This is a genomic window from Hahella sp. HN01 (genome assembly GCF_018986435.1).
Taxonomy (GTDB): domain Bacteria; phylum Pseudomonadota; class Gammaproteobacteria; order Pseudomonadales; family Oleiphilaceae; genus Hahella.
In genome coordinates this window covers 46,933-72,245 of record NZ_JAHMIN010000008.1, presented here as the reverse complement: position 1 = coordinate 72,245, position 25,313 = coordinate 46,933, and the positions used below count along the sequence as shown (strand labels likewise).

23 protein-coding genes are annotated in these 25,313 nt (G+C 52.2%); 13 read left to right on the top strand and 10 right to left on the bottom strand.

Annotated elements, in window-relative coordinates:
• Positions 1–21 precede the first annotated feature (21 nt).
• On the top strand, positions 22–1,716 hold the full coding sequence (locus KP814_RS09785; RefSeq protein ID WP_216736603.1) for a glycoside hydrolase family 9 protein: 1,695 nt from the start codon (positions 22–24) through the stop codon (positions 1,714–1,716).
• On the opposite strand, the gene KP814_RS09780 is transcribed toward KP814_RS09785, so the two are convergent.
• A complete protein-coding gene (locus tag KP814_RS09780; protein WP_253938286.1) occupies positions 1,701–2,306 on the bottom strand; it encodes a DUF1287 domain-containing protein in 606 nt (201 codons plus the stop codon). The two genes, KP814_RS09785 and KP814_RS09780, sit on opposite strands and share 16 nt — an antisense overlap.
• Positions 2,307–2,428: 122 nt before the next feature.
• Between KP814_RS09780 and KP814_RS09775 the strand changes: the two genes are divergently transcribed.
• On the top strand, positions 2,429–3,172 hold the full coding sequence (locus tag KP814_RS09775; RefSeq protein WP_216736602.1) for a sulfite exporter TauE/SafE family protein: 744 nt from the start codon (positions 2,429–2,431) through the stop codon (positions 3,170–3,172).
• Here the strand turns inward: KP814_RS09775 and KP814_RS09770 are convergent.
• Complete coding sequence (locus tag KP814_RS09770) at positions 3,152–3,394, bottom strand: DUF1653 domain-containing protein (RefSeq protein WP_216736601.1); 243 nt, start codon at positions 3,392–3,394, stop codon at positions 3,152–3,154. The genes KP814_RS09775 and KP814_RS09770 overlap by 21 nt on opposite strands.
• Positions 3,395–3,625: 231 nt before the next feature.
• Here KP814_RS09770 and KP814_RS09765 point away from each other — a divergent pair, with 231 nt between their 5' ends.
• The 5 genes from KP814_RS09765 to KP814_RS09745 all read left to right on the top strand — a co-directional run bounded on the left by KP814_RS09765 (position 3,626) and on the right by KP814_RS09745 (position 11,831).
• A complete protein-coding gene (locus tag KP814_RS09765; protein WP_216736600.1) occupies positions 3,626–5,191 on the top strand; it encodes a PEP-CTERM sorting domain-containing protein in 1,566 nt (521 codons plus the stop codon).
• Between the two features lie 403 nt (positions 5,192–5,594).
• On the top strand, positions 5,595–7,088 hold the full coding sequence (locus tag KP814_RS09760; RefSeq protein ID WP_216736599.1) for a PEP-CTERM sorting domain-containing protein: 1,494 nt from the start codon (positions 5,595–5,597) through the stop codon (positions 7,086–7,088).
• A 273-nt stretch (positions 7,089–7,361) separates the two neighbouring features.
• The gene (locus KP814_RS09755; RefSeq protein WP_253938285.1) at positions 7,362–8,966 is read left to right on the top strand and encodes a PEP-CTERM sorting domain-containing protein; all 1,605 of its coding nucleotides are present in this window, start codon (positions 7,362–7,364) and stop codon (positions 8,964–8,966) included.
• Positions 8,967–9,368: 402 nt separating this feature from the next.
• Entirely contained in the window at positions 9,369–10,991 is a 1,623-nt protein-coding gene (locus KP814_RS09750; protein WP_216736598.1) for a PEP-CTERM sorting domain-containing protein, read from the top strand.
• A gap of 147 nt (positions 10,992–11,138) precedes the next feature.
• The gene (locus KP814_RS09745; protein WP_216736597.1) at positions 11,139–11,831 is read left to right on the top strand and encodes a DUF4336 domain-containing protein; all 693 of its coding nucleotides are present in this window, start codon (positions 11,139–11,141) and stop codon (positions 11,829–11,831) included.
• Positions 11,832–11,850: 19 nt separating this feature from the next.
• Here the strand turns inward: KP814_RS09745 and KP814_RS09740 are convergent, their stop codons facing one another.
• Together KP814_RS09740 and KP814_RS09735 are read right to left on the bottom strand one after the other, a co-directional pair.
• Positions 11,851–12,618, bottom strand: coding sequence for an MBL fold metallo-hydrolase (locus KP814_RS09740; protein WP_127974219.1), 768 nt, complete (start codon positions 12,616–12,618; stop codon positions 11,851–11,853).
• Between the two features lie 165 nt (positions 12,619–12,783).
• On the bottom strand, positions 12,784–13,467 hold the full coding sequence (locus KP814_RS09735) for a Sir2 family NAD-dependent protein deacetylase (protein ID WP_216736596.1): 684 nt from the start codon (positions 13,465–13,467) through the stop codon (positions 12,784–12,786).
• Positions 13,468–13,600: 133 nt separating this feature from the next.
• Between KP814_RS09735 and KP814_RS09730 the strand changes: the two genes are divergently transcribed.
• Positions 13,601–14,221, top strand: a complete 621-nt coding sequence (locus KP814_RS09730; protein ID WP_216736595.1) for a class I SAM-dependent methyltransferase — start codon at positions 13,601–13,603, stop codon at positions 14,219–14,221.
• Here the strand turns inward: KP814_RS09730 and KP814_RS09725 are convergent.
• Entirely contained in the window at positions 14,197–14,517 is a 321-nt protein-coding gene (locus tag KP814_RS09725; RefSeq protein WP_216736594.1) for a hypothetical protein, read from the bottom strand. The two genes, KP814_RS09730 and KP814_RS09725, sit on opposite strands and share 25 nt — an antisense overlap.
• A gap of 12 nt (positions 14,518–14,529) precedes the next feature.
• Here KP814_RS09725 and KP814_RS09720 point away from each other — a divergent pair, with 12 nt between their 5' ends.
• From KP814_RS09720 to KP814_RS09700, 5 genes are all read left to right on the top strand, one after another.
• The gene (locus tag KP814_RS09720) at positions 14,530–15,282 is read left to right on the top strand and encodes an SDR family NAD(P)-dependent oxidoreductase (protein ID WP_216736593.1); all 753 of its coding nucleotides are present in this window, start codon (positions 14,530–14,532) and stop codon (positions 15,280–15,282) included.
• A 37-nt stretch (positions 15,283–15,319) separates the two neighbouring features.
• Entirely contained in the window at positions 15,320–15,919 is a 600-nt protein-coding gene (locus tag KP814_RS09715; RefSeq protein WP_216736592.1) for a YigZ family protein, read from the top strand.
• A gap of 170 nt (positions 15,920–16,089) precedes the next feature.
• Positions 16,090–16,851, top strand: coding sequence for a M48 family metallopeptidase (locus tag KP814_RS09710; RefSeq protein ID WP_216736591.1), 762 nt, complete (start codon positions 16,090–16,092; stop codon positions 16,849–16,851).
• 130 nt (positions 16,852–16,981) lie between these two features.
• The gene (locus KP814_RS09705) at positions 16,982–18,322 is read left to right on the top strand and encodes a hypothetical protein (protein ID WP_216736590.1); all 1,341 of its coding nucleotides are present in this window, start codon (positions 16,982–16,984) and stop codon (positions 18,320–18,322) included.
• A gap of 593 nt (positions 18,323–18,915) precedes the next feature.
• On the top strand, positions 18,916–19,542 hold the full coding sequence (locus tag KP814_RS09700; protein ID WP_216736589.1) for a PEP-CTERM sorting domain-containing protein: 627 nt from the start codon (positions 18,916–18,918) through the stop codon (positions 19,540–19,542).
• Between the two features lie 138 nt (positions 19,543–19,680).
• Here the strand turns inward: KP814_RS09700 and KP814_RS09695 are convergent, their stop codons facing one another.
• The 5 genes from KP814_RS09695 to KP814_RS09675 all read right to left on the bottom strand — a co-directional run bounded on the left by KP814_RS09695 (position 19,681) and on the right by KP814_RS09675 (position 25,242).
• Complete coding sequence (locus KP814_RS09695) at positions 19,681–19,947, bottom strand: hypothetical protein (RefSeq protein ID WP_216736588.1); 267 nt, start codon at positions 19,945–19,947, stop codon at positions 19,681–19,683.
• Between the two features lie 300 nt (positions 19,948–20,247).
• Positions 20,248–22,920, bottom strand: a complete 2,673-nt coding sequence (acnA, locus tag KP814_RS09690; protein WP_216736587.1) for an aconitate hydratase AcnA — start codon at positions 22,918–22,920, stop codon at positions 20,248–20,250.
• 35 nt (positions 22,921–22,955) lie between these two features.
• Positions 22,956–23,186, bottom strand: coding sequence for a DUF2061 domain-containing protein (locus KP814_RS09685; protein WP_127974208.1), 231 nt, complete (start codon positions 23,184–23,186; stop codon positions 22,956–22,958).
• Between the two features lie 185 nt (positions 23,187–23,371).
• Entirely contained in the window at positions 23,372–23,932 is a 561-nt protein-coding gene (locus KP814_RS09680) for a DUF4190 domain-containing protein (RefSeq protein ID WP_216736586.1), read from the bottom strand.
• Between the two features lie 284 nt (positions 23,933–24,216).
• Complete coding sequence (locus KP814_RS09675; RefSeq protein WP_216736585.1) at positions 24,217–25,242, bottom strand: substrate-binding domain-containing protein; 1,026 nt, start codon at positions 25,240–25,242, stop codon at positions 24,217–24,219.
• Positions 25,243–25,313: the final 71 nt, after the last annotated feature.

The window sequence follows — 25,313 nt, the reverse complement described above, 5'->3', positions numbered from 1 at the left end:
ACTCATTTTCGGAACGCTTTTATGTCGACCAGCTTGCTCGTGAACCATCTTGGTTATTCCTGTGACGCCGTCAAACGGTGCATCGTCCAAAGCCGGGAGCGATTAACCGGTTCGATGGCGCAACTGATCTGTGAGGACGGCGAGATCGTGGCCAGATTCGCTTTGGGAGATCCTATGCGCGCCGCGGGCTGGCATACCGGCGACTGTTATGTTTTGGACTTCAGTCAGGTTACGGAAGCGGGCCGCTATCGCTTTGAAATGGATGGCTGTGAGGCGGACGGCGGTCGCGTGCGCTCGCACTGGTTTGACATAGACCCGAGTATCGGACAGCGTCTGACGCCGCTGATGACGGAGTATTTCCGGCTGGTGCGGTGTCAGGGGCGATATGACGACTATGACCGCAACCTACCGTTCTTTGGCCAGCGTAAATCCGGGCGCGTCGATGTCAGCGGCGGCTGGTACGACGCTTCTGGAGATGTCAGCAAATATTTGAGTCATCTTTCTTACGCCAACTACATGGCGCCGCAACAGACGCCGTTGGTGGTATGGAGCCTGCTGTCGGCGGCGCCGCGTCTGCCCAAGGCTGTTCAGGCTCAGGCGGGGGAAGAGGCGTTATATGGCGCGGACTTTCTATGCCGGATGTTCGACGAGGACGAGGGATATTTTTATCAGATTGTATTTGACCGCTGGAGCAAAGACCCCGAGCAGCGCAATATCTGCAACTACGCCACGCAGAAAGGCTACAAGAGCGAGCGCTGGGAGGCCAGCCTGCGTCAGGGCGGCGGCATGGCCATCGCCGCATTGGCCGCTGCGGCGCAGTATAGCGTGGCGCTTGGCGTGTATGACAAACCCTACCGGCGTATCGCTGAGCGCGCCTTCGCGCATCTGCAGGAAAACAATCTCGCCTATCTGGATAACGGCAAGGAAAACATCATCGACGACTATTGCGCCTTGCTGGCGGCGGTGGAGTTATATCAGCTAACCGGACAGGAGCGATACAGCCAGTACGCCACGGCGCGCATTCGCAATCTGGTCAATAAACAGAGTTGCGGTCATGGCTACGAAGGCTGGTGGCGGGTGGAGGAAGACAATGACCGGCCTTTCTTCCACGCCTCCGATGAAGGGCTACCCATCATCGCCTTGCTGAGAGCGCAGGAGGTGATGGATAGCGACATTCCCCTGCAGTTCTTTGTGCGCCGTGGGCTGGAGTTTTATCTCTCTATCAGCCGGGATGTGGACAACCCTTTCGGCTATCCCCGGCAGTTGGTGAAGCCCCTTAAACAACGTCCGCGGGCGCAGTTTTTCTTCCCTCACAGCAATGAATCCGGCTATTGGTGGCAGGGAGAGAATGCACGACTCGGCTCGCTGGCGGCGGCGTCCCGCTGGTATCGACGGCAGAATGATGTTCCCGAACGCCTGCGGGCGGAGCTGCGTGGATTCGAACAGAATTTGCAGAACTGGTTATTGGGACTTAATCCGTTCAATTGCTGCATGGTAGAGGGCGTGGGCCATGACAACCCGCAATACAGCGAACTCTATCCCGCCTCCAAAGGCGGGGTTTGTAACGGCATTACCTCAAGCCTGCATGATGAAATGGACGTCGCCATGATGGAGACGGACGACCCCCTGCACAGCTGGCGCTGGAGCGAGCAATGGCTGCCCCACGCCGCCTGGTGGTTATTGGCCTTCTCCATGGAGGATCAGGGCGTTTCGTAGCGATAATGCCCGGTGATGGGATAGTCGAACAGCATGTCCTCCAGTTTGGGACCGCGTCCGATGTTGTGCACGATCATCGGGCGGCTGCTGAGCCAGTGTTTCTTATCCACGACGATGCCGATGTGAGGCAGATTGCCCGGCAGCATCCAGGTCACCAGATCGCCAGGCTGATAATCCTCCGCCTTGTCGGTGACGGGCAGCGATTGGCCGTGACGGGAAAAGTAGGTCTGTAAATTGGGAACGCGGCGGTGATCGATGTTGGCGTCCGGTTTCTGCAGTCCCCAGATTTTCGGATACAGCGAGAAATACTGACTCATGTCCTCATGCACTTCTTTTTGCAGATCCACGCCTAATTGACGGTAGGCGCGTATCACCACATCAGTGCAGACGCCGGTGTTCGCAGGCACGTCGCCGTTGGGGTAGGGAATTGAGCGGTAGCGGCCGTCATACACGACCTGATGGTTGGTTCGCTCAAGCGCCGCGGTGGACAGGCGTTGAGAAAAATCGCCATCGGCCTGCGTCAACGCAGAGCAGAACGTCATGGCGGCGAACAGGAAAAGGCGCGCTTTGCAATGGACAATACAACGCATATGGATAACATCTGCTTCTTAATTCATTCAGACGTCAGCATGGCGGAAAGTGCAATGGAAAACCATTCGACTTCAGCGAATAATTCGACGCTTGCCGCAGCCTGTCGGACAGTCTCTTTTCTATGACGCTTCTAGATCCCTCAATATTGGCTTTTCTCGCAGCCGTGGCGATATTCACTGGCTTCGTCAAAGCGGGCGTACCGGCGTTGGGCGGTCTGATTTCCGCCGCCATGGCGTTGGTGTTTCCTCCCAAAGACGCCCTGGGAATCACCTTGCTGTATCTGCTGGCGGGAGATGTGGTGGCTGTCAGCCTATATTGGCGACAGGCGCATTGGAGTGAGCTGGGCAAGATGCTGCCGTCCATCTTTATCGGCATTGGGCTTGGCGCTCTGGCGTTGCATTTTCTGGACAACGAGAGCCTGGGGCCTGTCATCGGCGCCTTGATTCTGATTCTGGTGGCGATGGAGCCCCTGAGGCCTTATATCACCGCCTGGGCGATGCGGCGGCTGAACGCCGTGCGCTATTCCTCGGGGATCATGGCGGGTGTCGCCACGACCATCGGCAATGCCGCCGGTCCCATACTCACCCTGTATTTTTTACTGCTGAAAATCGATAAGAACGGTTTTATCGGTACGGCGGCGGTGTTCTTTTTAACGGTCAATCTGACCAAGGTTCCGGTCTACGCCTATCTGGGCGTGCTCAAGGATTATTACCTGCTGAGCTATCTGGCGACAGTTCCGCTGGTGTTGCTCGGCGCCTACGCCGGACGCCGTTTTCTGGTCTGGATTCCACAACAATGGTTTAACCGCATCGCCCTGATTATGACCGGCGTAGCGGGATTATGGCTACTGCTGCGGGCGCTCTGAGTCAGCGTCCACCGGGCCCACATAGGCGAAACGTTTTACTTTGACCCCGTCTTTCTCGATGGTTTCATTAAACATCGCTAACGGCCGCACCCACACGCCATAGTCGCCGTACAACGCGCGATACACCACAAACCACTCCTCCGTCTCCGAATGCCGCGCCACCTCCAATAACTGATAGCGGGGTCCTTTGTAATGCTGGTAGATGCCTTTGGGTAAGTGCATGGATAGCCTCTATTTAGTCGATATAACTGGAATCATCATAGTGTGTCGCCTTGATGATTTTGAAAAGGGGGCAAGTATTATGCATTTAATAGTTAATACGTCATGAAACTATTGTTATGAGATTTAATGTTGTATTTAAAAAGGAGGACAATTTGTAGAATTTACAAAACCGGCAAGTATTCATGCATAAGTTATAAGCCATTTGATTTTACATGGTTTTTTTGATTATGGATGTTGCTTTTTATTAATTTTGTGATTTATAAAGGCAAACACAAGTTTGCTAACGGCTCATTTTCGAGAGCTATTTTTTTTATGAACTTTCACACAGGGGGTGTAAAAGTGAAGACTTCTAATAATTCCTTACTATTTTCTTCCATTGTACTTGTGGCGTGCGCTTCAACCTCGCAAGCGGCCTTAATCGAGTGGAATGGGGCTGAGGGGAGCGACTTTAACAATGCCGCAAATTGGTCTGGCGGCGTGACGCCCGGCGTCACAGATACGGCGCAGTTTACAACGGACGGCAGCCATGCTGAGCTCTCTGATAATGCGAGCGTTGGTGAATTGTCGGCCGATGTGGGGCGGGCCACAGTAGATCTGGATGGAAACAATCTGGATGCTGAACGAGGCGTCACCGTAAAAAGCCAGCTCACAATCAAAAATGGTAAGTTCAATGAGACGGTGGGAGATAGCGGACCTCCTAAAATAATCGCAGTAGGCAACGACAATATATCAGATAGCTCGTTAGTCTTTGACAACGTCAGCTTTGGCGACAACTTTACGAATCAAGGCTCCTTACAGTATGAGATAGGAACTAGTGGCGCTGGCGCGCTCAGGCTGGAAAATGGCACATCCGCTGTGGGTCAGTCTGCAATGATTGGCAAGAATGGCGAACTGTCTTTGTCTGGCGGCTCAAGTCTGTCGTTGGCGAATGAGTTATATGGAAACGGCGGTCGAATCACCATCAAAGAAGGGTCAAGAGTGACTGCGACGGGCGCATCTGTTGCAAATACAAAAGTCCTCGTGGACGGAGAAGGCTCCTCCTTTGAAATGGGTCCTAATGGCTCTCTGGGTACGGCGAAATTTCAAAACGGCGGCAAGGGTCAGGGATGGGGCGTTAGTCTGGGGGATGTGACTATTGATGGCGCTGGGAGTTCATTCACCTCTGAGGGGGTAAGCGATGTCGGCAAACTGGAGGTTAGAAATCACGGTGAATTGATCGCTGACAATTTGAACTTATCCCGTGAAAGTCGCATCACCTTGGGAGAAGGTAAAATCACTACTGCCTCACTTGACCTGAACGGAGGCGAACTAAGTGGGTCTGGTGAGATTAAGGGCAGCCTTAATAATACTCGCGGTGGCGTTGTCTCGACGGGCGAGTTTGGCGGCTCTATGCGAGTGGAAGGCGATTATACTCAAGATGAGTCAAGCAAGCTGGAAATTACCTTGGGAGACTGGAGTACGCTTGGCGGCTACGAGCTGAATATAGACGGCGTGGCGAACTTGGATGGGGTACTTCAAATCAATTTGTGGGATGAGTTTAAACCAAGCATCCATGATTTCTTCACTCTGATCAATGCTGACAAAATAAACGGTATGTTCAGTGATTTTGTGCTGCCCGATTTAGGGTTCGGCATGCATTGGGATTGGGGATATCGCCGCTCCTACTCCGGTGTGAACTCCTTTGGCTTAAGAATCGTTTCCAACGCATCAGGCAAGCCTGTTCCTGAGCCATACGTATTGGTGTTGATGACGTTAAGTCTGGCTGGAATGGCTGGCGTCAGACGCTTTCGCAAATAACTCTTAAACAGCTCCTTCCTGAACTGGAAATTGTCCCCTGGTTAAAGGCTGGGGGAGAGTTTTCCCATTCGTTTACCGCGCTTTTTATTCCTCTGGTGAATAGCTCATATTCACGGGCGGTCGCTTGCATGCACCTAATTTGAAACAGATATCGAAGTTGTTTCTCAGAGGCTCCTTAGACCTATTTCTTTAGAAATAAGACTTTTTTGGGGCCAAGGTTATTGGGGTAGTTTTCTTGTAACTCATTGATTTTATTGAGTCAGCTATTTTTACATAAAATCAATGAGTTAACTAATTTTAACAATATAACTTTATGATTTTAATAACTAATTTCATATCTGGTCCCCTACTTGCCAATTAGAGGCTCGTTATGTAAATAAACTGTGGCACAAGGGGTGTAATAGTGAAGACTACTCAAGGTCTGCGTATTTTTTCTTCATTAGTGTTTGTTACCTGCGCTTCTCTATCCCAAGCGGCGGTAATTAACTGGAACAATGTAGGCGGCGGAAACTATAGCGATGGCGCTAACTGGTCTGGTGGGGTCGCGCCAGGAAATACTGACGAAGCATTGTTTGATTCAAGCGCTTCTAGCTCCTATACCACTACATTTACAGAGGACGCCGACGCCCAGAGCCTATCTGTGAATAACGATAACGTTACTATAGAGCTTAATGGCCACAATCTGGAAACCACCTCTGGAATCTCAGTTGGCGGGGCAGAGGGCGGACGCCTGACCCTGCGTGGCGGCAAGTATAATCAGAAAGCTGACGATAGTGGCGATTTGATCAAGGTGCTTGTAGGCAGCGAAGCTGGCTCAAAAGGCGATTTGGTGCTTGATGGCGTTGAATTTGGTAATCCTGAAATCTACGGCAGGATGCAATATTACATTGGCCAGTCTCAGTCTGGATTTGGTGGCGGAGAGGGGACGCTGGAGCTCAAGAATGGCTCTCAGGCTCTGGGGCAAACTGCCTTTATCGGAGATAAAGGTAAAGTACTAATCTCGGGCGGCTCCGGTTTAAGCTTGGCGAACGAGTTGATCATGGAGAGTGGTGGAAATCTGAAAATTTCTGAAGGCACCGGCGTTAGCTCATCTGGCGCAAGTCTGGCGGGAAAAGTTCTGGTAGATGGAGAACACTCCAGCCTCAATGTCGGCGAATATGGTCACATGGATGGGGACATCACTTATCAGAACGGCGCAACCGGTAGCGGGGGAAATATAGCTGTAGGCAACCGCATGACCATTGACGGCGCAGGCTCTGACTTCTCCGCCATGGGGAATGTGGATGTCAATGGCAGGCTTACTGTTAGCCACGGAGCAAGTTTGAGTTCAGATTACGCTATTTCTGCGCTTCCCAGTGGCGTGCTGTCCTTGAATGACGGGAAAGTAAGCGCAGAAGCCGTATTAACAGAAGGCGGCAAGATTGAAGGCTCCGGAGAAATAAAGGGCAACGTAAGCAATACTAACCGTGGAACGGTGGCGACGGGCGAGAATGGCGACGCGTTAACTATTACTGGTAACTATTCGCAAGACAGCTCAAGCACCCTGGCGTTGACTCTGGGCGGTTGGGATGCGATTGGCGACTATAAGCTGAATATTTCTGGCGACGCAAATCTGGACGGCATTCTAAAGATCGATCTTTGGGACACCTTCAAGCCTGAGCTGAATGACGTATTCACGCTGATCAAAGCGGAAAACATCAATGGGATGTTCAGCGACTTCGTATTGCCGAGTCTGGCTTCTGGTTTAGCCTGGGATTGGGGTAGCGTGATGGTTGCAGGCTTGGAGACTTTCAGTCTGAAAGTTGTGAAAAGCGTACCTGAGCCCTACACCATTGTGTTGATGACCATCGGTCTGGCTGGATTCGCTGGCGCGAGACGTTTTCGTAAAGCGGCGTAAGCCCATTCCTGTTTATTGAGATATTCCGCCCGTACTTTGTGATACCGCAAAGTACGGGACTTACCTTCCTGCTCCTGACAGTCTGTTATCATTTGCTGCACACCTCGCCCGCTAACTCCTGTCGATATTAATTGTCGTTTCTGACTTTACAATTCATAACCTCAACGTTTCATGGCCTCAGTGTGAGCCGCTGTGCATGGGGGCAAAATACAAGTTTTCTGAATAAGGAAGTATTCTTGTAAGTTGTTGATTTATATAGTCAAAATATTTTACATGAAACGTGACGAATTTTATGGAAATAATTTTAAGTACCTGAATTTAATGCAGAAAATATTTGTGGCTCATACCTTGCTAAAACGGCTCCGCCTAAAAACGAACTATTACACAAGGGGTGTAACAATGAAGACTACTCAAGGTCTAGGAATTTTAACTTCATTAGTATTTGTAAGCTGTGCTTCCGTCTCCCAGGCGGCGGTGATTGACTGGAGCAATGTCAGCGGCGGTGATTTTAACAATGGAGCAAACTGGACGGGAGGCTCAGCGCCGAGCACTGCAGATACAGCATCATTCAATACGGATGTTGCCGGTTCGTATACTGCATCCTTATCGCAGGATACTGATGTCGATAATGTGTCAGTAAAAAATGACGACGTCGTGATCGATTTGAATGGCCGGAATTTGGAAACGATGACAGGAATATCTGTCAGCGGCGACAAAGGCGCTACGTTAACGCTGAGGAATGGCTCCTTTAATCAGAACGGTGATGAATTCGGAGACCTGGTGGAAATCATGGTAGATAGCGCCTCCGCTTCCGAAAGCAGACTTGTGTTGGATGGCGTTGATTTCGGCGGGAGAGGAATGGGCTCAAGGATGCAGCTTTACGTAGGTTATCCTCCTGCATCGGGTGGGACCAGAGAAGGGGTGTTAGAGCTGAAGAATAAGTCAGGCGTCACCGGGCAGTCTGCTTATATCGGGGGCAAATTGATCCTTTCGGAAGGCTCTAGTATGGGCCTGGCTGGCGAGTTGGACCTTGATGGCGTTCTGGAGATTACAGGCGGTGCTGGGCTAGGGTCTTCCGGCGCTTATATATCCGGAAAAACGCTGGTGGATGGAAAAGGCTCAGATCTCAGTGTGGGCGAGTTCGGAGGTTTTAGTGGAGAGACCACCTTTCAAAATGGCGCTACGGGTTCGGGCGGCCGTATCTCTACGGGAGGGCGCTTTACTGTAGATGGCGCTGGAACTGAAATTAGGGCTATAGGCTCTATGGATTTGGGCGGTAATGTTGTCGTCAGTAATAGCGGGAGCCTTGTGTCCAGTGATCTGATTACGGTTACTGGCGTTATGAATTTAGACAACGCTCAAATTGAAGCCTCGTCTTTAATGACTGAATTCGCTGGCCGTATTCAGGGCGCTGGAGATATTACTGGTAATGTTAAGAACACGGATAAAGGAACCGTCGCGACGGGAGCAAACGGTTCTTCTTTGAATATTGATGGAAACTATACGCAGGAGCATGGCGGCACGTTGGAGCTGACCTTGGGCGACTGGGATGCGATTGGCGACTACAAGCTGAATATCAACGGTGACGCTGACCTGGACGGCATTCTAAAGATCGATCTTTGGGACACCTTCAAGCCTGAGCTGAATGACGTATTCACGCTGATCAAAGCGGAAAACATCAACGGTATGTTCAGCGATTTTGTGTTGCCGAAACTGTCTCCTGGCTTAGGTTGGGATTGGGGAAGCGACATGGTGGCGGGGTTGGATACTTTCAGCCTGAAGGTCGTCAAAGGCGTGCCAGAGCCTTACACCATCGTATTGATGACCATTGGCCTGGCGGGATTCGCTGGCGCGAGACGTTTTCGTAAAGCGGCGTAAGCCCAGTTCTGTCTATTGATATGTTTGGCCCGTACTTTGTTAAATTGCAAAGTGCGGGCTTTTACGTTCCCTTCTTTTAATCTGCCTTAATCTATACGTATCTGAACTTTATTTGTTTATTTATAAAACAAATTATCACCTAATTGTCTTTTCTTGTATATGGTAAGTCATCTTTATAAAAATGAGATTTGCTGTCACATATATATTGATAGTACAAGTATTATTAATAGTTAAGTGTTCTTGTAAGTTGTTGATTTATATGGTCAAAATATTTTATATGTTTGTCTTGTTGAAGATTTTATAAGTTATATATTGTTGATTTTAAATATGAAAATATTCTGGTCCGCACCTTGCTAACGAGTCTGCGCCATATAAATGAACTAATACACAAGGGGTGTAACAGTGAAGACAACTCAAGGTCTGGGAATTTTAACTTCATTCGTGTTTGTAAGCTGCGCGTCCGTTGCGCAGGCAACGGTCATTGACTGGAACAATACAGGCGGCGGTGATTTTAATAATGATGCAAATTGGGTGGGAGGGACGGCTCCCAGCGCATCGGACTCAGCTTCGTTCAATACGGGGGCAGACAGCGCTTATACCGCGTCACTGTCTGAGGACGTAAATGTTCAGGGCGTTTCAGTGAAGAGCGATGAGGTTGTTATTGACCTCGATGGTCATAACCTGGAAATGCAAGATGGTATTTCTGTAAACAGCCATTCAGGCGGACATTTAACACTGAAGAATGGTGTACTCAATCGGGATAGAGACGACACTGACGAAGAGATAAGAATACTGGTAGGAAGTGAGAGCGGTTCTAAAGGCAGCCTTGTTCTTGATGGCATGGAAACAGGAAGAAGCGCTTTTTTAGGGATGAAATATTATGTCGGCTTTTCAGACACGGATAGCGGAGGAGGCGAAGGGTTGCTGGAGCTGAAAAATAAGACGCATATTTCCGGATACTCTACTCATGTGGACGGCAGGTTAGCGCTTAACGACGAGGCCTTCATGGGGCTGAATGAAGATCTGTATTTAAGAGAAGGCGTGATCGAAGTTAATGGTGGTTCTTGGTTGTCTGCAGAGGAGGCGGAACTTAATGGAAAAGTGCTTATGGATGGGAATAACTCAAGCCTGAGCGCACAGTATATGAATCTGACGGAAGAAGGGACTATTAGTATAACTAACGGCGCCAGGGTCTCTGCGGAACTTGGCGGCTACTATGGAAAAGTAGTGATAGATGGAAAGAACTCTTCAATGGACATTTGGGATACAGCTTATTTTGGTGGAGACCTGATCATTCAAAATGGCGCAACCATGACGGGTAGCTATATCAAAATTGGTAAGAGTTTGACCATCGAAGCAGGTTCTAAGTTTGATGAAGGAAGTTATTTCTTCATTGATGGAACGACAACGGTTAAAAACGGAGCAAGTCTCTCAAGCAGAGAGTTAATTGTCAGATCTGGTGGCGCACTGGTGATGGAAGACAGCGATGTCGACGTGAATATTATGCAAACGGAAGGCGGCAAGGTCCAAGGCTCTGGAGTGATCAGAGCGGGAGACGTTCCTGGAGAATACTCTACAATTGTATGGAACAATGACGGCGGCGTTGTCGCTACGGGAGAAAACGGCGGAACTCTGACCATCAAAGGCGACTATTGGCAGGAGGAGAGCGCCACCTTGCAGTTGACGTTGGGGGATTGGGGCTCAATTGGCGACTTTATGGTCAATGTTGAAGGTGAGGCGAGACTGGACGGTATTCTTAAAATCGACCTCTGGGAAACTTTCAAACCGGAAGTGAATGACGAGTTCTCACTGTTTAGCGCGAGTAACATCAGTGGTATGTTCAGCCACTTTGAGCTGCCGGATATCGGTCCCTATCTGGAGTGGATCTCGAAAAGCCGGGAGGTTGACGGGATGGAAACTTATAGTATCAAAGTCATTAGAGCACCCGAACCCTACACCCTGGTTCTAATGACCATCGGCCTGGCTGGATTCGCTGGCGCGAGGCGCTTTCGTAAAGCGGTGTAATTAGGCTCAAGTCGCTTTTAAGTATGGCTCGCTCGTCAGATGTGGTTGATGAGTGGGCTATGCCCACAAAAATTTTTGGCGCTTTGGTTAGGGTGTGGCTTAGGATAAGTATGGATAGTGTTTGAACACTCATACAAGGAGGAAAGCATGAGTCTCATCTCAATGGCGGAAAACCTTTGGATCTACAACGGTGAAGCGGTGCCTTATCTGGGGTTGGCGTATACCACCCGTATGACGGTAGTGCGCTTGTCCAACGGCGATATTCTTGTTCACTCTCCCACGCGTTACGATGAAAATTTGGCTCGGGAAGTCGCCGAGTTGGGCCCGGTCAAATATCTGGTGACGCCGAATAAACTTCATCACTTGTTTTTGCCTCAGTGGATGGCGCACTTCCCCGACGCCGCCTGCTACGGCACTCCTGGCTTGCAGGAAAAACGTAAGGATATTTCTTTTGACGGTTTACTGGGCGAGAACCCGGAGCCAGAGTGGGAAAAGGATGTGGACCAGACTTTGTTTCGCGGCAGTTTCGCCATGAAAGAAGCGGTTTTCTTTCACCGCAGCAGCCGCACTCTGATCCTCGGGGATTTGATCGAAAACTTCCGTGTGGACCACTTCCATGGTTGGCGCCGCTGGGTCGCTCTGCTGACGGGGATTATCGCGCCTCATGGCAAGACGCCCATAGACTGGCGTCTCACTTTTATATTCGGCAGGTCTAAAGCCAGGGCCGCGCTGCGCAAAATGCAGGCGTGGCGACCCGACAACATTATCATTGCTCATGGCGAATGTGTGATTGGCCATGGCTCTGAATTTCTGGCGCGGTCTTTTTCCTGGCTTAAATAGCTGGTCGGCGCGGGGCCGTCTACATCAGGTCGACCCCGCACTTCAGGTCTTCGAACCAGGATAGGAACTGGCCGATTTTGTCTTTGCCGAAAAACGGCTTGCCGTGCTGCGGCAGCATCATTTCCACATCGAGCTTGCGCACTTGATTCACCCATGCCTGACAGGCTTTGTTGGAAGCCATATAGCGCTTATGGAAACCTTCCATTAATGGGATATGCTTGGCCATATCCTGCACGGGTTCATGATCCCAGCCTGGAGTCATGGCGGCGCCGACGTCCCCGGAGAACAGAATTTTGCTGATCGGGTCGTAGAAGTGGAAGTTACCCACCGAATGCAGAAAGTGCGCAGGCACCGCGCGGATCTGGGATTTGCCCAAAGTGATCTGAGCGCCATCGTCCGGCAACTCCACCATGCGGTGACTGAGAGACTTATTCATTTTTCCAGAGACGAACTCCGACACCAGATGCGGCAGGAAGCGCGCCCACAGGCGCGAGGTCACTACCTGACAGTCGGTGTGCATCAGCCAGCGCGGCAACGAAGTGATGATGTCCGGGTCCTGATGCGAGGCGAAGACATAACGCAGGGAGGACTTGATGGAAATGTGTTTGGACAGTTCGATGGAAAGCGGCGTGTAGGTCAGTTCGCCGCCAGGGTCAAAGAGCGCGGCTTCACCATGATCAACGATGACCAATTGATTGCTGGGAATCGCTTCCCCTTCGACCAGACCGGTCAGGAACAGGCAGACATGCCCGTTTTTATCATACAACTTCATTGCTTTTTGGCTCATATTCCCTCCATAGCCATTCGGCGCCGGCCGCCTCGGTTAAAAATAAGACAACCTGACAAGAAAGCGGCGTATTGTACGTGGCAAGTCCGATGCGGCTCTGATATAGGTCAAAATGGAGAGATTAGGAGGGCCTGAACCACAAAGATATCAAGGAAAATAGGGGGCTCAGGCCTGTTCGAGTAGCTGTTCGACCAGGGTGACGACACCCTGGGTGGCGGGTTCATTTACCACCACTGCGTCGTGCGCCTCTGGATTGGCGTTAGGATCAACGATATACATAGGGACGCCGCGCATGCGCTTCTCCACCAGATAGGCGGCGGGATACACCTCCAGAGACGTTCCCACCACCAGCATGATATCGGCGCTGTGGACGATTTTCTGCGCCTGGGAGAACAAAGGCACCGGCTCGCCAAACCAGACTACGTCTGGTCGTAACTGGCTGCCTTTTTCACATTTATCGCCAATGTTAATGTCCCGATCGCCATGCTGGTAAACCAGCTTAGGGTTCACGGAGCTGCGGCTTTTCATCAACTCGCCATGGATATGCAGCACCTGACTGGAGCCAGCGCGCTCATGCAGGTTATCCACATTCTGGGTGATGATGGACACCAGATAACACTCCTCCAGCCGGCTCAGGGCGTAGTGCGCGGCGTTGGGCTGAGCGGCGGCCATGATGCGGCGTTGCGCGTTCCAGTAGGTCAGCACTTTCTCGCGATCTTTGCGCCATCCTGTCAGCGAGGCGACCTCGTTATAGTCGGTCTCGCGCCACAGACCGTCCTCGCCGCGATAAGTTTGAATGCCGCTTTCGGCGCTGATTCCGGCGCCTGTAATTACCACGATATGCTTCATAAAAAACGTACTTCAATATTGGAGAAGGGCACTGAGCGTGCGAATCAGCATGCCAAACAATACGCTGTCCAGGCAACCTGGAATATCCCTGACGCGGAGTTACGCCAGCGTCAATCGTTCACAAGGAGAGGCAATGAGTTTCGACGCTTTTGTTGCGCGCCGCTTAAGGGACTCGCAGGGATCATTAGGCAGAATGCTCGCCAGTTGGATGAGTAACGCTCATGACGAGCTGAATCAGTTCATGAAACAGGCCATGTGTCTGGAACCTTCCGACCGCGTGCTGGAAATCGGCTTCGGCGCCGGCAAACTGATTCGCGAAATGGCGCATATCACCACCAACGGCGGGGTAGCGGGCGTTGATACGTCGACGGCCATGGTGTCCCGGGCGACACGTAATAATCATAAACTCATTTCCTCCGGCCGGGTGACGCTGGTGAACGCCTCCGTTGAAAGCATTCCCTTTGATGATGCGGCTTTCACCAAAGTGTGCAGCGCCAATACGCTGCATCTCTGGCCGGACCCGGAAGAGAATATTCGCGAGGTGTTTCGCGTACTGACCAATGGCGGAACTTTGGCGCTGGGGTTTTGTTCGGAGAATCCGCCCGACGGGCAGCCGCTCGCACGACATGGTTTTGCGCTTTGCTCTGAAGACAGTGTCATGGCGCTGTTGCGTCTGGCGGGCTTTTCCCGCATTGAAATATTGCAGGAAAAACGCCGGCAAACGACGCTCTACTGCGCGCTGGCGACCAGATAGTCACCGACTTTGAGATCATCCGGCGTGACGTAAAAGCTGGCCCCGATACGGCTTTTAACCGCGACGCCATCTTGTATCTTCGCCAGACATCCACTGACTTCTACGGCGCATTCCAGTTGATTGGGGCGCGCTATATCAATCATTATCAGATAGCGGTTTCCGGCAGCCGACATGAAAGTCGTTTCACTGTGGCTTCCGGCGCGCTGCAGCAGTTCTGCATAGGACGCGTGCCAAAGTTCTTTCATCGCAGCCTGCAGCGCCGCGATGGCGTCTTGATGTTCGTTATTACTCAGCAAAGGAATGATCTCATGGATAAAGACAATGCTCGGATTGCGTTAGTAACCGGAGGTAGTAAGGGTATCGGACTGGCCGTGGTGAAGAAACTGTTGCGTCAGGGGGATTGCGTGGTTACCTGCGGTAGAAACGACGCCAACTGGGAAGAGGCGAAGGCCGCGCATCCAGATCTGGATGCGGTGGATTTTTACGCCTGCGACCTGACGGATCGCCGCTCCCTGCGCCGCCTGTTCGGATACATCGAGAGTCGCTATGGCGCATTGGATATGGCGGTGAACAATGCCGCCTCGGGAACCGGCTCCACGAGCGCCATTACTGATATGTCGGAAGAGCAATTGCGCGGGCCGTTGGAAAACGAACTCTGGGCGCCGGCGCTATGTCTCAAGTATGAGCTTGAACTCATGTCGCGCGGCGGCGCCATCGTCAATGTCAGCTCCGCCAATCGCTTCCGCCTGCAACCGGACCCATTCAACGCCGCCGCTGGTCAGGGGCTGGAGAGTCTGACCCGTTCTCTGGCGCTGTCGTATATTACGCGGGGCGTGCGCATCAATTCGGTCGCTCCCGGCGCCACCCGCACCCCGCGCTGGACCTCGCGGTTGCAAGACGGCCATAATCCACAACAGGAGCAAGCTGCCTCATCGGCGCCTATTGGCCGCTTCGCCGATCCTGAAGAAGTGGCGGAGGCCATTGTCTGGCTGGCCTCTGAAAGTGCAAGTTATGTGGTCGGCCATACTTTGGTGGTGGACGGAGGCCTGTCGCTTACCTGAATGTTGCGTTGAACTGGAATACCAAGAGTGAGGACTGATGTCTTATTTTGCCCCGGCGGCGGCTGTGGAAACTGTCTCTGAAGTGAAAAAAAGCCGCTTCATCACTCGCGCTGGATATGCGGACAGCCGCGAGGCGGCGATGACGATGCTGGCCCAGGCGAAGCAGGACTACCCCGACGCCGGACATCATTGCTGGGCCTATCTGTTAGGCAACCCGAAATCCGCACAGAGCGCGGCGATGTCTGATGATGGCGAACCCAGCGGCACGGCGGGAAAGCCGATATTGAACGTGCTGCAACACAAGGGCGTCGGCGATGTCATGGTGATTGTTATTCGCTACTTTGGCGGCGTCAAGCTGGGAGCGGGCGGATTGGTGAGAGCCTATTCCGGCGCGGCCCAGCAGGCGATGGTGGAACTGCCGGTACAGCTTCGCGAAACTCTGGCCAGCATCAGCTTGAGCTGTGACTTCCGCCATGAGCAGGTATTGCGTTTATGGCTGGATCAACATGGCGCCCGCAATGTGGCTGCGGAATATGCCGAGCATGTCATGCTCAGCGCTGAGTTGTCGCAGGATAAGCTGACTGCTTTGCAGGAGTTCTCCGCCGGCTTGGGAGTGACGTTGACGGTTGCGGAATAAACAAAGTAACGGCTGTAACCTGACGGACGGCGCTAATAGGATGGTTGCCAGCGGCGTCCGCATAATTTCTAATGGTCGCGCTAGCGCCCGAATAGATAATCAGACTGAATGATTTAATCCGGACCTGCTTGTGGGCGGGTTCGTTCAACTATAGCTGAGGAAGCCTGAGAATGTTGCGAAAACATCTATTGCCTTTAGTCGCCGCCCCTATTTTGAGCCTGGGCCTGGTGTCCGGTTGCGCCAATAGCGGCGCCTACACCGACTCCGCATTGACGCTGGGCGCCGGTGTGCTGCAGGCCACCACCCTCACGGAAGATCAAGTGGTGTCCGTGTCCCAACAGGCGGCGGACAAAATGGATAAAGAAAATAAAGTGGCTCCGTCCAGTAGCAAATACGCCAAGCGTTTGGACGCCATTACCCGCAATCTGAAAAATGCGGACGGGCTGACGCTGAACTACAAGGTTTATTTGTCGGATCAGATCAACGCCTTCGCCATGGCGGACGGCACCGTACGAGTCTACTCCGGACTGATGGACGTGATGCCTGACGATCAGGTTCTGGCGGTCATGCAGCATGAGATTGGCCACGTCAAACTCAAACACAGCTACAAGCAGATGCGTGAGAAAATGCTGACGGACGCGGCATTTCAGGCGGTTGTTTCAGCCGGCGGCACAGTGGGCGAGCTGACCCAATCGCAATTGGGGCAAATCGCATACGCGGCAGTGAATGCGCGTTTTTCTCAGGCGGACGAACTGGAAGCCGACGCATATTCCGTGAAATCACTGCACAGACTGGGCAAAGATCCCTATGCAATGAAGCGCTCCATCGAAACGTTGCAGAAAAAAGTCGGCGGCGAGTCCAGCTTTCTGAGTTCGCATCCGTCCAATGAGAAGCGACTGGAAAAAATCCAAGAAGAGATCAAACGTCTGTAAAAGATAAGATTCGACCCAGAGCAGGGAAGACCCAGCCTGAGTCGACAAGCTGTGCGGCGGACGCCGGTTTGGCGCCGCCGCGAAGCGGGACTACGCTTAAGAAAGCTCAACCAGACGCAGGGAGTGTGTGATGGCCGCGACAACAATCAGCCCCGTAATCAGTAAAGCCGAACCGGATTCCGGCTATACCGAACCCAACTTTCTCCCCTTTCCTGAAGAAAACGCCTGGAGCAATCTGGCCAAGGTGGTGCGCGGCGCGTTGAACATGTTCCCGCCGTTCTATCTGCAGTCCATCTTTGGACCAATTTCAAGCTGGCCGCCGCCACACCGTGAGTTGTCGGAATACACCATACTCGACCTCTGGCGTTTAAAGCGTACGCTCGGATTTCTGGCGGACGCCAATATCCCCGCCTATTCCCATCTGCCCAACAAATGGGCGCGGACCTTTCTTCCGCCCTTCGTCAACCGGCTGTTCTGGCGGCCAAGCGGCTACTTCCAGCAGGCGGACCCCTTTGACTCCGTCACCTCATTCAGTCACGAACGCTGGTTTTTCCTCAACGGTATTCTAACCAACAAACCTATTGCAGAGCTTAACTCGCAGCTGATCAGCCAGATGTTTCAGCGCCCGGTGACGGTTATCCACAACCAGACCAGCTCGTTTCTCTTGGATTTGTTTCAGTGCGCAGTCGGAAAAAGCTTCAAGATCGATCCGGATCTGGAGATTCCGCAAACCATGACTGAACCAGACGTTAAGGCGACGATAGCGTTGCTGGAGGCGATGAAAAATCCGGCGCTGGAGCGGGTGGTGCTACTCTGCCATTCACAGGGAACCATCATCGCAGCCAATGTGTTACGCGCAATCAGTCGGGCTTTGAAAGCGTTGCAGAAACTGAAAGATAACCCGGAATGCAATGACTGGGCGAACCTGGAGTTTATTGACCGTTTGGCGCTGGCGCACCTTACGCCGGATCAGTTTGGCCTCATGGATAAGAGCGGCTTTAACGCCTACGCCATTAAATTGCTCAAGAAGCTTGAGGTATACACCTTCGCCAATTGCGCCAATACCATGACCTATATCGCCAAAGTAAACCTGCCCATTGAGATGGGCGGCGGCGTTACTGCGCTGCCTTATATCGAAAACTTCGCCAATCAGTATGATCTGGTCGCCCGCCTTGGCGTCATCTCGCCATTGCGGGAATCCGGTTCATCCATCATTGATATTGACGGACCCCTCTACCTGCGTACGGATATCGACGCCTGGGGACATCTGTTGAACCAGCACTATTTGTACGCCATCAGCGATTACCTCTCCGCACCCCAGGGGACCTCTCGCAATCCTTATCAATTAGAAGGCGATAATGCGGATAAAACGCCTAGACTCTACTGTTACTTCCGAGGCGATAGCCCGGAGCGGATAAAGTCGTTGGATGAAAATCTGCGCAGATTCCCTGTTGCATTGGACATGGTTTGATCTGTTTTTCGCTGCGCGCCATCGTCGCCAAGGCTTCCAATGAGGGAAAAATCGCGGCAGCTTCCCCATTTAACTGCTGATTTTGTGATCAGAATCGCAGGTTAAAAGGCGAGAGGAACTTGTTTTTAGTGCGCAAACTGCAAGTGTAAAAAATACTGACGATTATTGGGTCGTTATTCCCGCGAAATCTCATCAGAGAATAACTGTATGTTTAATCGGCGATAATCTCGGCCAAATTATGTGATGCATTGTTATCTTTGTGGGTTTTTTATCTGTTCTTAAAGGAATGATTGAATAAAAGCCTAAATATAGTTCCTAAAGAATAGTCTCAAAAGTCTATGCATGTTCTTCATGAAAATATCGGGACTATTTCTTAAGGTCTATATCTTTTTTGTGTTTATTTAAATGCGAAGTGAACGGCTGATCAAATTTTGTCAGGCCTATATCTAAAGGCCGTGTCCACTAACTTTACTGAGAAAATATACTTTTATATTGGTTAAAAATATAACGATATGTTTTTTATTATATTTTTAAACCAGGGAATACTTTGTGCCTTTCGGGTAACTCCAAAATCAAAATTATAAGGAGTAACCATGCACAAGGTTATTAATGCATTGTTTCTAGCAAGTAGTGCAGTGGCCTTTGTAGGGTCTGCTCAAGCCGCCATTGTAGACATTTACACGGATCAAGCTGCTTGGGCGTTAACAACAGGAGCCTATGAGGTCGAAAGTTTTGACCGGGACGCGTTAACCTCAGGACTAAGTATTTCTTCAGGATGGAGCCACTCCACGGTCAGCGGCGGGAAGTTCTATGACCGTGTTAGCGACACCTATGCGCCCACCGTTTTCACTTTTGAAGGCGGCGCCACCTCTTTTGGCGGCATTTGGGACTTGGCGGGCCCCGGAGGAGAGGGGACTGGCATCAAGATGGAAATTGAGCTGCTGGACGGCAGCAAGGTTGTCGAAGAAATGGCTCCGACGTTGAGCGGCACTTTCTGGGGCTTCGCCCTGGACCAAGGCTTCTCTTCGATCAAGTTCCTGGAAGGCTCATTCGCTGCGCTGTTTGAAACTTACAGTCTGGACGAACTCTTTTTCACAGGAGTCGCCGGTAAGGACAAAGACGCGGCTGAGACCAGCGAAGTTCCCGAGCCGGGAGTATTCGCACTGCTAGGTTTGGGCATGCTCGGTTTGTCGATGCGCAGGAGATCTTCTCAAGCGTAATCGATCTAACCGATGGAATAGGCCGGCGGAGACGTCGGCCTGAACCAGGAGTTAGCTCAAAAACTCCCTTTCCATTTTCGCGAGAGTGCGCTACTGCGTTAGCGCCCATGAAGTACTCGCTCCTTTTCCGACGTCTCGTTACATTGAACGCAAATGCGTCGGGATAATTCTTTCTTCCAGAATCTCTGGAACCATCAGGCAAAGCTCCCAGTAAACGCCGTCTTCTTTCTCTGAGCGGTGTGAGGCGAAGCTGTATCCCAGCCGGCTTAACACATTTTCAATTCGTTTTGTGGAGAATTCAGGGCCGACTTTGAAAACTCCATTAGAGCGCCCGATACACCTGGCTTCCCGCACCATGCGAAACAGCTGTCGCTCAAACTCCGGAGATGTTTTCTTGGTGGTCATGTTCACCGTACTTGGTCATGCTGAGTGTTGGTTTTGAGTAAAACTTCCCAGACTTAACAGGCGAGCTTAACTGTGATGCCGCCTCTCTCAGCGTTAGGGAATAGTGCTATGGTCATAAAGACGCGGTAAATAACACTTGTATGAATATGATATAAAAACATCAAGTTATCAATATTTTTTAAACTGGCTATTAAGTGTTCGAAAACACGGACATGGAGAGGCGAACGTTCAAGCAGGCCGCCGCGGCGTCGCCGTGCGGCCTGGATAATCTCTTAACGCGATTTGAACGTGGCTTGAGCTTCAGGACGTCGACTTCCTGGCCAGATCTCGCACCACATATTGCAGAATTCCCCCATGGCGGTAGTAATCCCACTCGGTTGGCGTATCAATGCGTACGTCCATGTCGAAAGTCTTCTTCGAACCTTCTTTATCTACGGCAGTGACAGTAATTGATTTGGGTGAATCTTCCAGAGAACCGAAAGAGTAAGTTTCCTCTCCATCGAGGTTCAATGTCTGCGCTGATTCGCCGGGCTTGAACTGGAGAGGTAAAACGCCGAAGCCAACCAAATTGGAACGGTGAATCCGTTCATAGCTTTCCGCCAGCACCGCTCGCACGCCAAGCAAACTGACCCCTTTGGCGGCCCAATCGCGACTTGAGCCGGAGCCATATTCTTTTCCAGCGATGACAATCAGCGGAGTCCCATTCTCCCGGTAGCGTGAGGCGGCGTCGAAGATACTGACGACTTCTCCGCTGGGCCAGTGTGTGGTCCAGCCGCCTTCGGTTCCCGGCGCCAGTTGGTTGCGTAATCTGACATTGGCGAAGGTGCCGCGCATCATCACTTCATGATTGCCGCGACGGCTGCCGAGACTGTTGAAATCCCGTTGCTCGACGCCGCATTCGAGTAAATATTTTCCTGCGGGGCTATCCGGGCCGATGGAGCCGGCAGGGGAAATATGGTCGGTGGTAATGGAGTCGCCAACTTTCACCAAGGTCCGCGCTTGTTCGATTTTCGTCAGAGCTGGCGGCGATAGGGTCATTCCGTCAAAGAACGGTGGTTTCTTGATGTAGCTGGAGTCGGGCCAATCGTAGGTTTTACCCTCTGGAACTGGCAGTGCGCGCCAGGCGTCAGTCCCAGTAAAAACATCCGCATATTGGCTGCGATAACGCTCTGAAGAAACAGTAGCGGCGATAAGGTCGGCGACCTCTTTTTGCGAAGGCCAAATATCCTTCAGGTAGACATTCTCGCCATTCTTGTCCTGGCCAAGAGGATCTTTGTAAATATCCATACGCATGGAGCCGGCCAGGGCATAGGCCACGACTAACGGCGGCGAAGCCAGATAATTGGCGCGCACTTCTGGATGTATGCGGCCTTCGAAGTTGCGGTTACCGGATAGCACGGACGTCACCATGAGCTTGTCTTTGCGGATGGCGCTTTGAATCGCTTCCGGTAGTGGCCCGGAATTACCGATACAGGTGGTGCAACCAAATCCAACCAGATTGAAGCCGAGGGCTTCCAGATCATCCATGAGATCCGCCGCTTTGAGATAAGCCGGTACGACCTGAGAACCGGGAGCGAGAGATGTTTTCACCCAGGGTTTGACGGTCAACCCGCGCTGCCGCGCATTTCTCGCCACGAGCCCGGCCGCCAGCATGACAGCCGGGTTCGACGTATTGGTGCAAGAGGTGATGGCGGCGATCACGACGTCTCCATGCTGGAGTTGATGAGAATCGCCGTTGCGCTCTTCTGTCGACTTGTTGTCGGAAGCGGAACTCAGGTCCAGATAATCCTGAAGAGTGTTTTCAAAAGAGGCTTTGGCGTCGGAGAGCGCGACGCGGTCCTGTGGACGTTTGGGACCGGCCAGACTGGGTGTGACTGAGCCCAGATCCAGTGTCAACGTATCACTGTATTGCGCTGGACTATCGCCTGTTTCCCGCCATAGGCCCTGGGCTTTGGCGTAGGTTTCCACCAGATTGATCAGGCTGTCCTCTCTGCCGGAAAGCTTGAGATAGGCTAGCGTTTCTTTATCCACAGGGAAGATGCCGCAGGTGGCGCCGTATTCCGGAGCCATATTGGCGATGGTGGCGCGGTCCGCTAAGGGCAGGTGGTCGAGACCATCGCCGTAAAACTCGACGAACTTTCCTACCACGCCTTTCTTGCGCAGCATTTGCGTGACAGTGAGAACAAGATCTGTGGCGGTCGCGCCTTCGGCGAGCTTGCCGGTGAATTTAAAGCCCACGACTTCCGGCGCCAGCATGCTGACCGGCTGCCCCAGCATGGCGGCTTCCGCTTCAATGCCGCCAACGCCCCAGCCCAATACGCCGAGACCATTAATCATGGTGGTGTGAGAGTCAGTGCCGACCAGGGTGTCAGGGTAGGCGAACCATTCACCATCGATTTCTTTTTGCATCACCACCTGTCCCAGATATTCCAGGTTCACTTGGTGCACGATGCCGGTGCCGGGAGGGACTACCCTGAAATTGGAAAACGCTTTTTGTCCCCAACGCAGAAACTTGTAACGTTCCTCATTGCGTTCGAATTCTATCTGAGTGTTGCGCGCCAGGGCGTCCTGGTCGCCGAAATAGTCGACCATCACAGAGTGGTCGATGACCAGATCAACGGGTTCGAGGGGATTGATCAACCTGGGGTCGCCGCCGAGACTCATCATCGCGTCGCGCATGGCGGCCAGATCCACCACCACTGGAACGCCAGTGAAATCCTGTAAAACAACCCGCGCCGGCGTGAACGCAACCTGCGCGCTGGGTTGGGCGCTGGCGTCCCATTGCGCGAGAGCGGCGATGTCATCTTTGGTGATGCTATAGCCGTCTTCTCGCCGCAACAGATTCTCCAGCAGAATCTTGATGGAGTAAGGCAGCCGTTCGACTTTGTATTCCGCCGGCATCGAACTTAGTAGATGGATGCGGTAGCTGCGGTCTCCGACGGATAAATCGGAGAGTGTGTTAAAACTGTTCATGGCGCCTCCTTGATCCGCCTGGTCGGGAAGGAAGGTTAACCGCTTGCGGCGCCGGCTCCATGTACTGCTGCATCGGGAGAGGAGGCGGGCTTGGATAACCGGCCGAACCGTTCCCAGGCCTTTTCATGAAAGAAATAGGCTACAGTGTTGCACAGTGGCTCCACTAATGCGATAGCGCCTCCGACGATGAGGTCGCCGGTTAACAGGTACCCTACAGTGAAGGCGACGCTGAAATGGATGATGGCGAAGGTAAACGTTTTAACCATGTTTGACTCCCCCGTACCACGGTAGCCGTTTGTTTGTTATGGCTAGATTAGAATGATTCTCATTATTTAAAAAGGTAATCATAACTATGCTTCCGATTGATTGGTTTAATCGGAAGCAGGAGCACGCGCGGGGTCGTAAGTGATGAGCGCCAGAATGAAAGATTGCTACAGAAAGCAGATGAGTATCAGAGCTGTTGATGGTACGCCTGATAACCAATCCATAGGACAGTGCCTAACAGGCCAAGATAACCCAACACCAAGCCAGTGATAGCCAGCCCCGCGCCGGTCAGTACGCCAGCGCTTTCCCGAATTTTATGGAGCGCGATATGTCCACAGATAATCGCTATCAGGGAGCCAAAGAAGAACAGGCCAATGAGGCTGAATATAAAGCTGGTCACCGCCAGGCCAGAAGTATGGGAAAACGTGGCCTTGCCTGATGCCGGGTTAGCGTTGACGCGTTCACTCGACTGCGGTTGCGACGTCGGGGAAGCGTGCGCGGTGGGGGAAGGCGTTGCTGCCTGAGCTGAAGCGTTTGGCGCAGGCGTTGGCTCTGGTGTGGCGGCCCGTTCCAGAAAATAGATTTCCGTCGCTAGCGTGCCCAGAGGAAGGAAGTCCACTTTGTCTCCCCGTCGCGGCGCTTCCTGACTTTTCCACTCCGCCAGGCTGAAGGCGTAACGGTTGCCTTGATGACATCTCAACACGCCTTCACGGTTGTTATGATTGATATCAAGTACTACTCCGTCCATATCTGTCACCTACGTCTGCTGGAACTCTATATGCGTCATTTGGAAAAGAAGGGGCCGGTTAGTGTAACGGACGCAAACAGTGGAAGTAGCCTGGGGCAAACCCTAGGGGCGTTAGGTCGTTTTATCGGAAAAATATCAAATAGAATCAGAGAGAAAGCGCTGTATAAGTCGGAACGTAACGGACTGCTTATGCAGCTGGAAAGGAGGCGGTAAGCGGAGGGCGGACGTGATCAATCCGCCCTTGCAAGGCATGCGGCGAATAAGTGCGTTGAAATCTATACAGCTCACTCCTTGGTGACGCGCCTTTCCATAATGGCGGGATCGTCCCAACGGTAGATACGGTTTTCCGTATAAGTGATTTCGGGAACACGCTCTCCCTCTGAGAGCTTTTTCAGATAGCGGTAACTGATCCGTCCCATCTCCTCGAAATCAATGGAAACAAAGGCATGGACGAGCTTCTCACTCAACTGATCCAGCTGTTCAGGCAGTGGCGTGCCTATGCCTATGACAACTATCTTGTTGAGCGAATCAAGATACTCAGCCTTCGCCGGCATCATGGCTTCCCGGTAAAGATTGAGGTCGATCTGAGGCCATGAGCCGACGGAGAGGAATACATTGATCTCCTTGTTATAGATCGCCTCCCGCATTTGCAGCAGGGCGCGATCGTATTTATCCCAGTTGTACCAAGGACAGCGAACAGGCTCATGCCATCCGTTTTCGCCAGTGAGTTTGCGGTCAGCGGGAAAGGCGTCATCTCCGCTAAGCACCTGCCGCACGCCCAGCAAGCGCGCGTTAAGGTTTGGGTTGTAAGGGCCGCCGCTCATCAGGCAAACAGCGCCGCCTTGCGGTCGCAGACGCATGGCCTGAGTGGCGAGATTGCGTCCAAAGCCCAGGTTGTCGGGTCCCACGTAAGCGCTACGCAAGTTGTCGTGAGGTTTTTCCAGATCGGAATCAAAGGTAATGATGGGAATGCCGCGTTCTGAAGCAGCTCGTAAAGAACTTGCAGCGAGGTATTCAGAATTGGTGACGGAAACGGCAATGCCGTCAATGCGTCGATCCATCGCCTCCAGCAACACACGGTCTTGAGTGCGAAAATGTGCGGGGCCGACTTCTCCAATGTGAATACAGGTGTCGTCATTGAGGCGGGCCTCTTCTTCACATCCCTTCCAGGCGTTGATGAAATTGATGTCCTCCACGCTCTTGCCGGCGATGCCGAAAATGCGTCCGGCGGCCTGCGTCGAAAATGCGGCCAGGGATAGCGACAGTGCGGTGATGAAGTGAATCCCAAAGAGCCAAGATCGACTGTCCATGTGCGTCTCCAAAACTCATTGAACCCAGTGTTGTCTCTAAGTATGGAGCAATTTCCGTGAAATTCACGGCT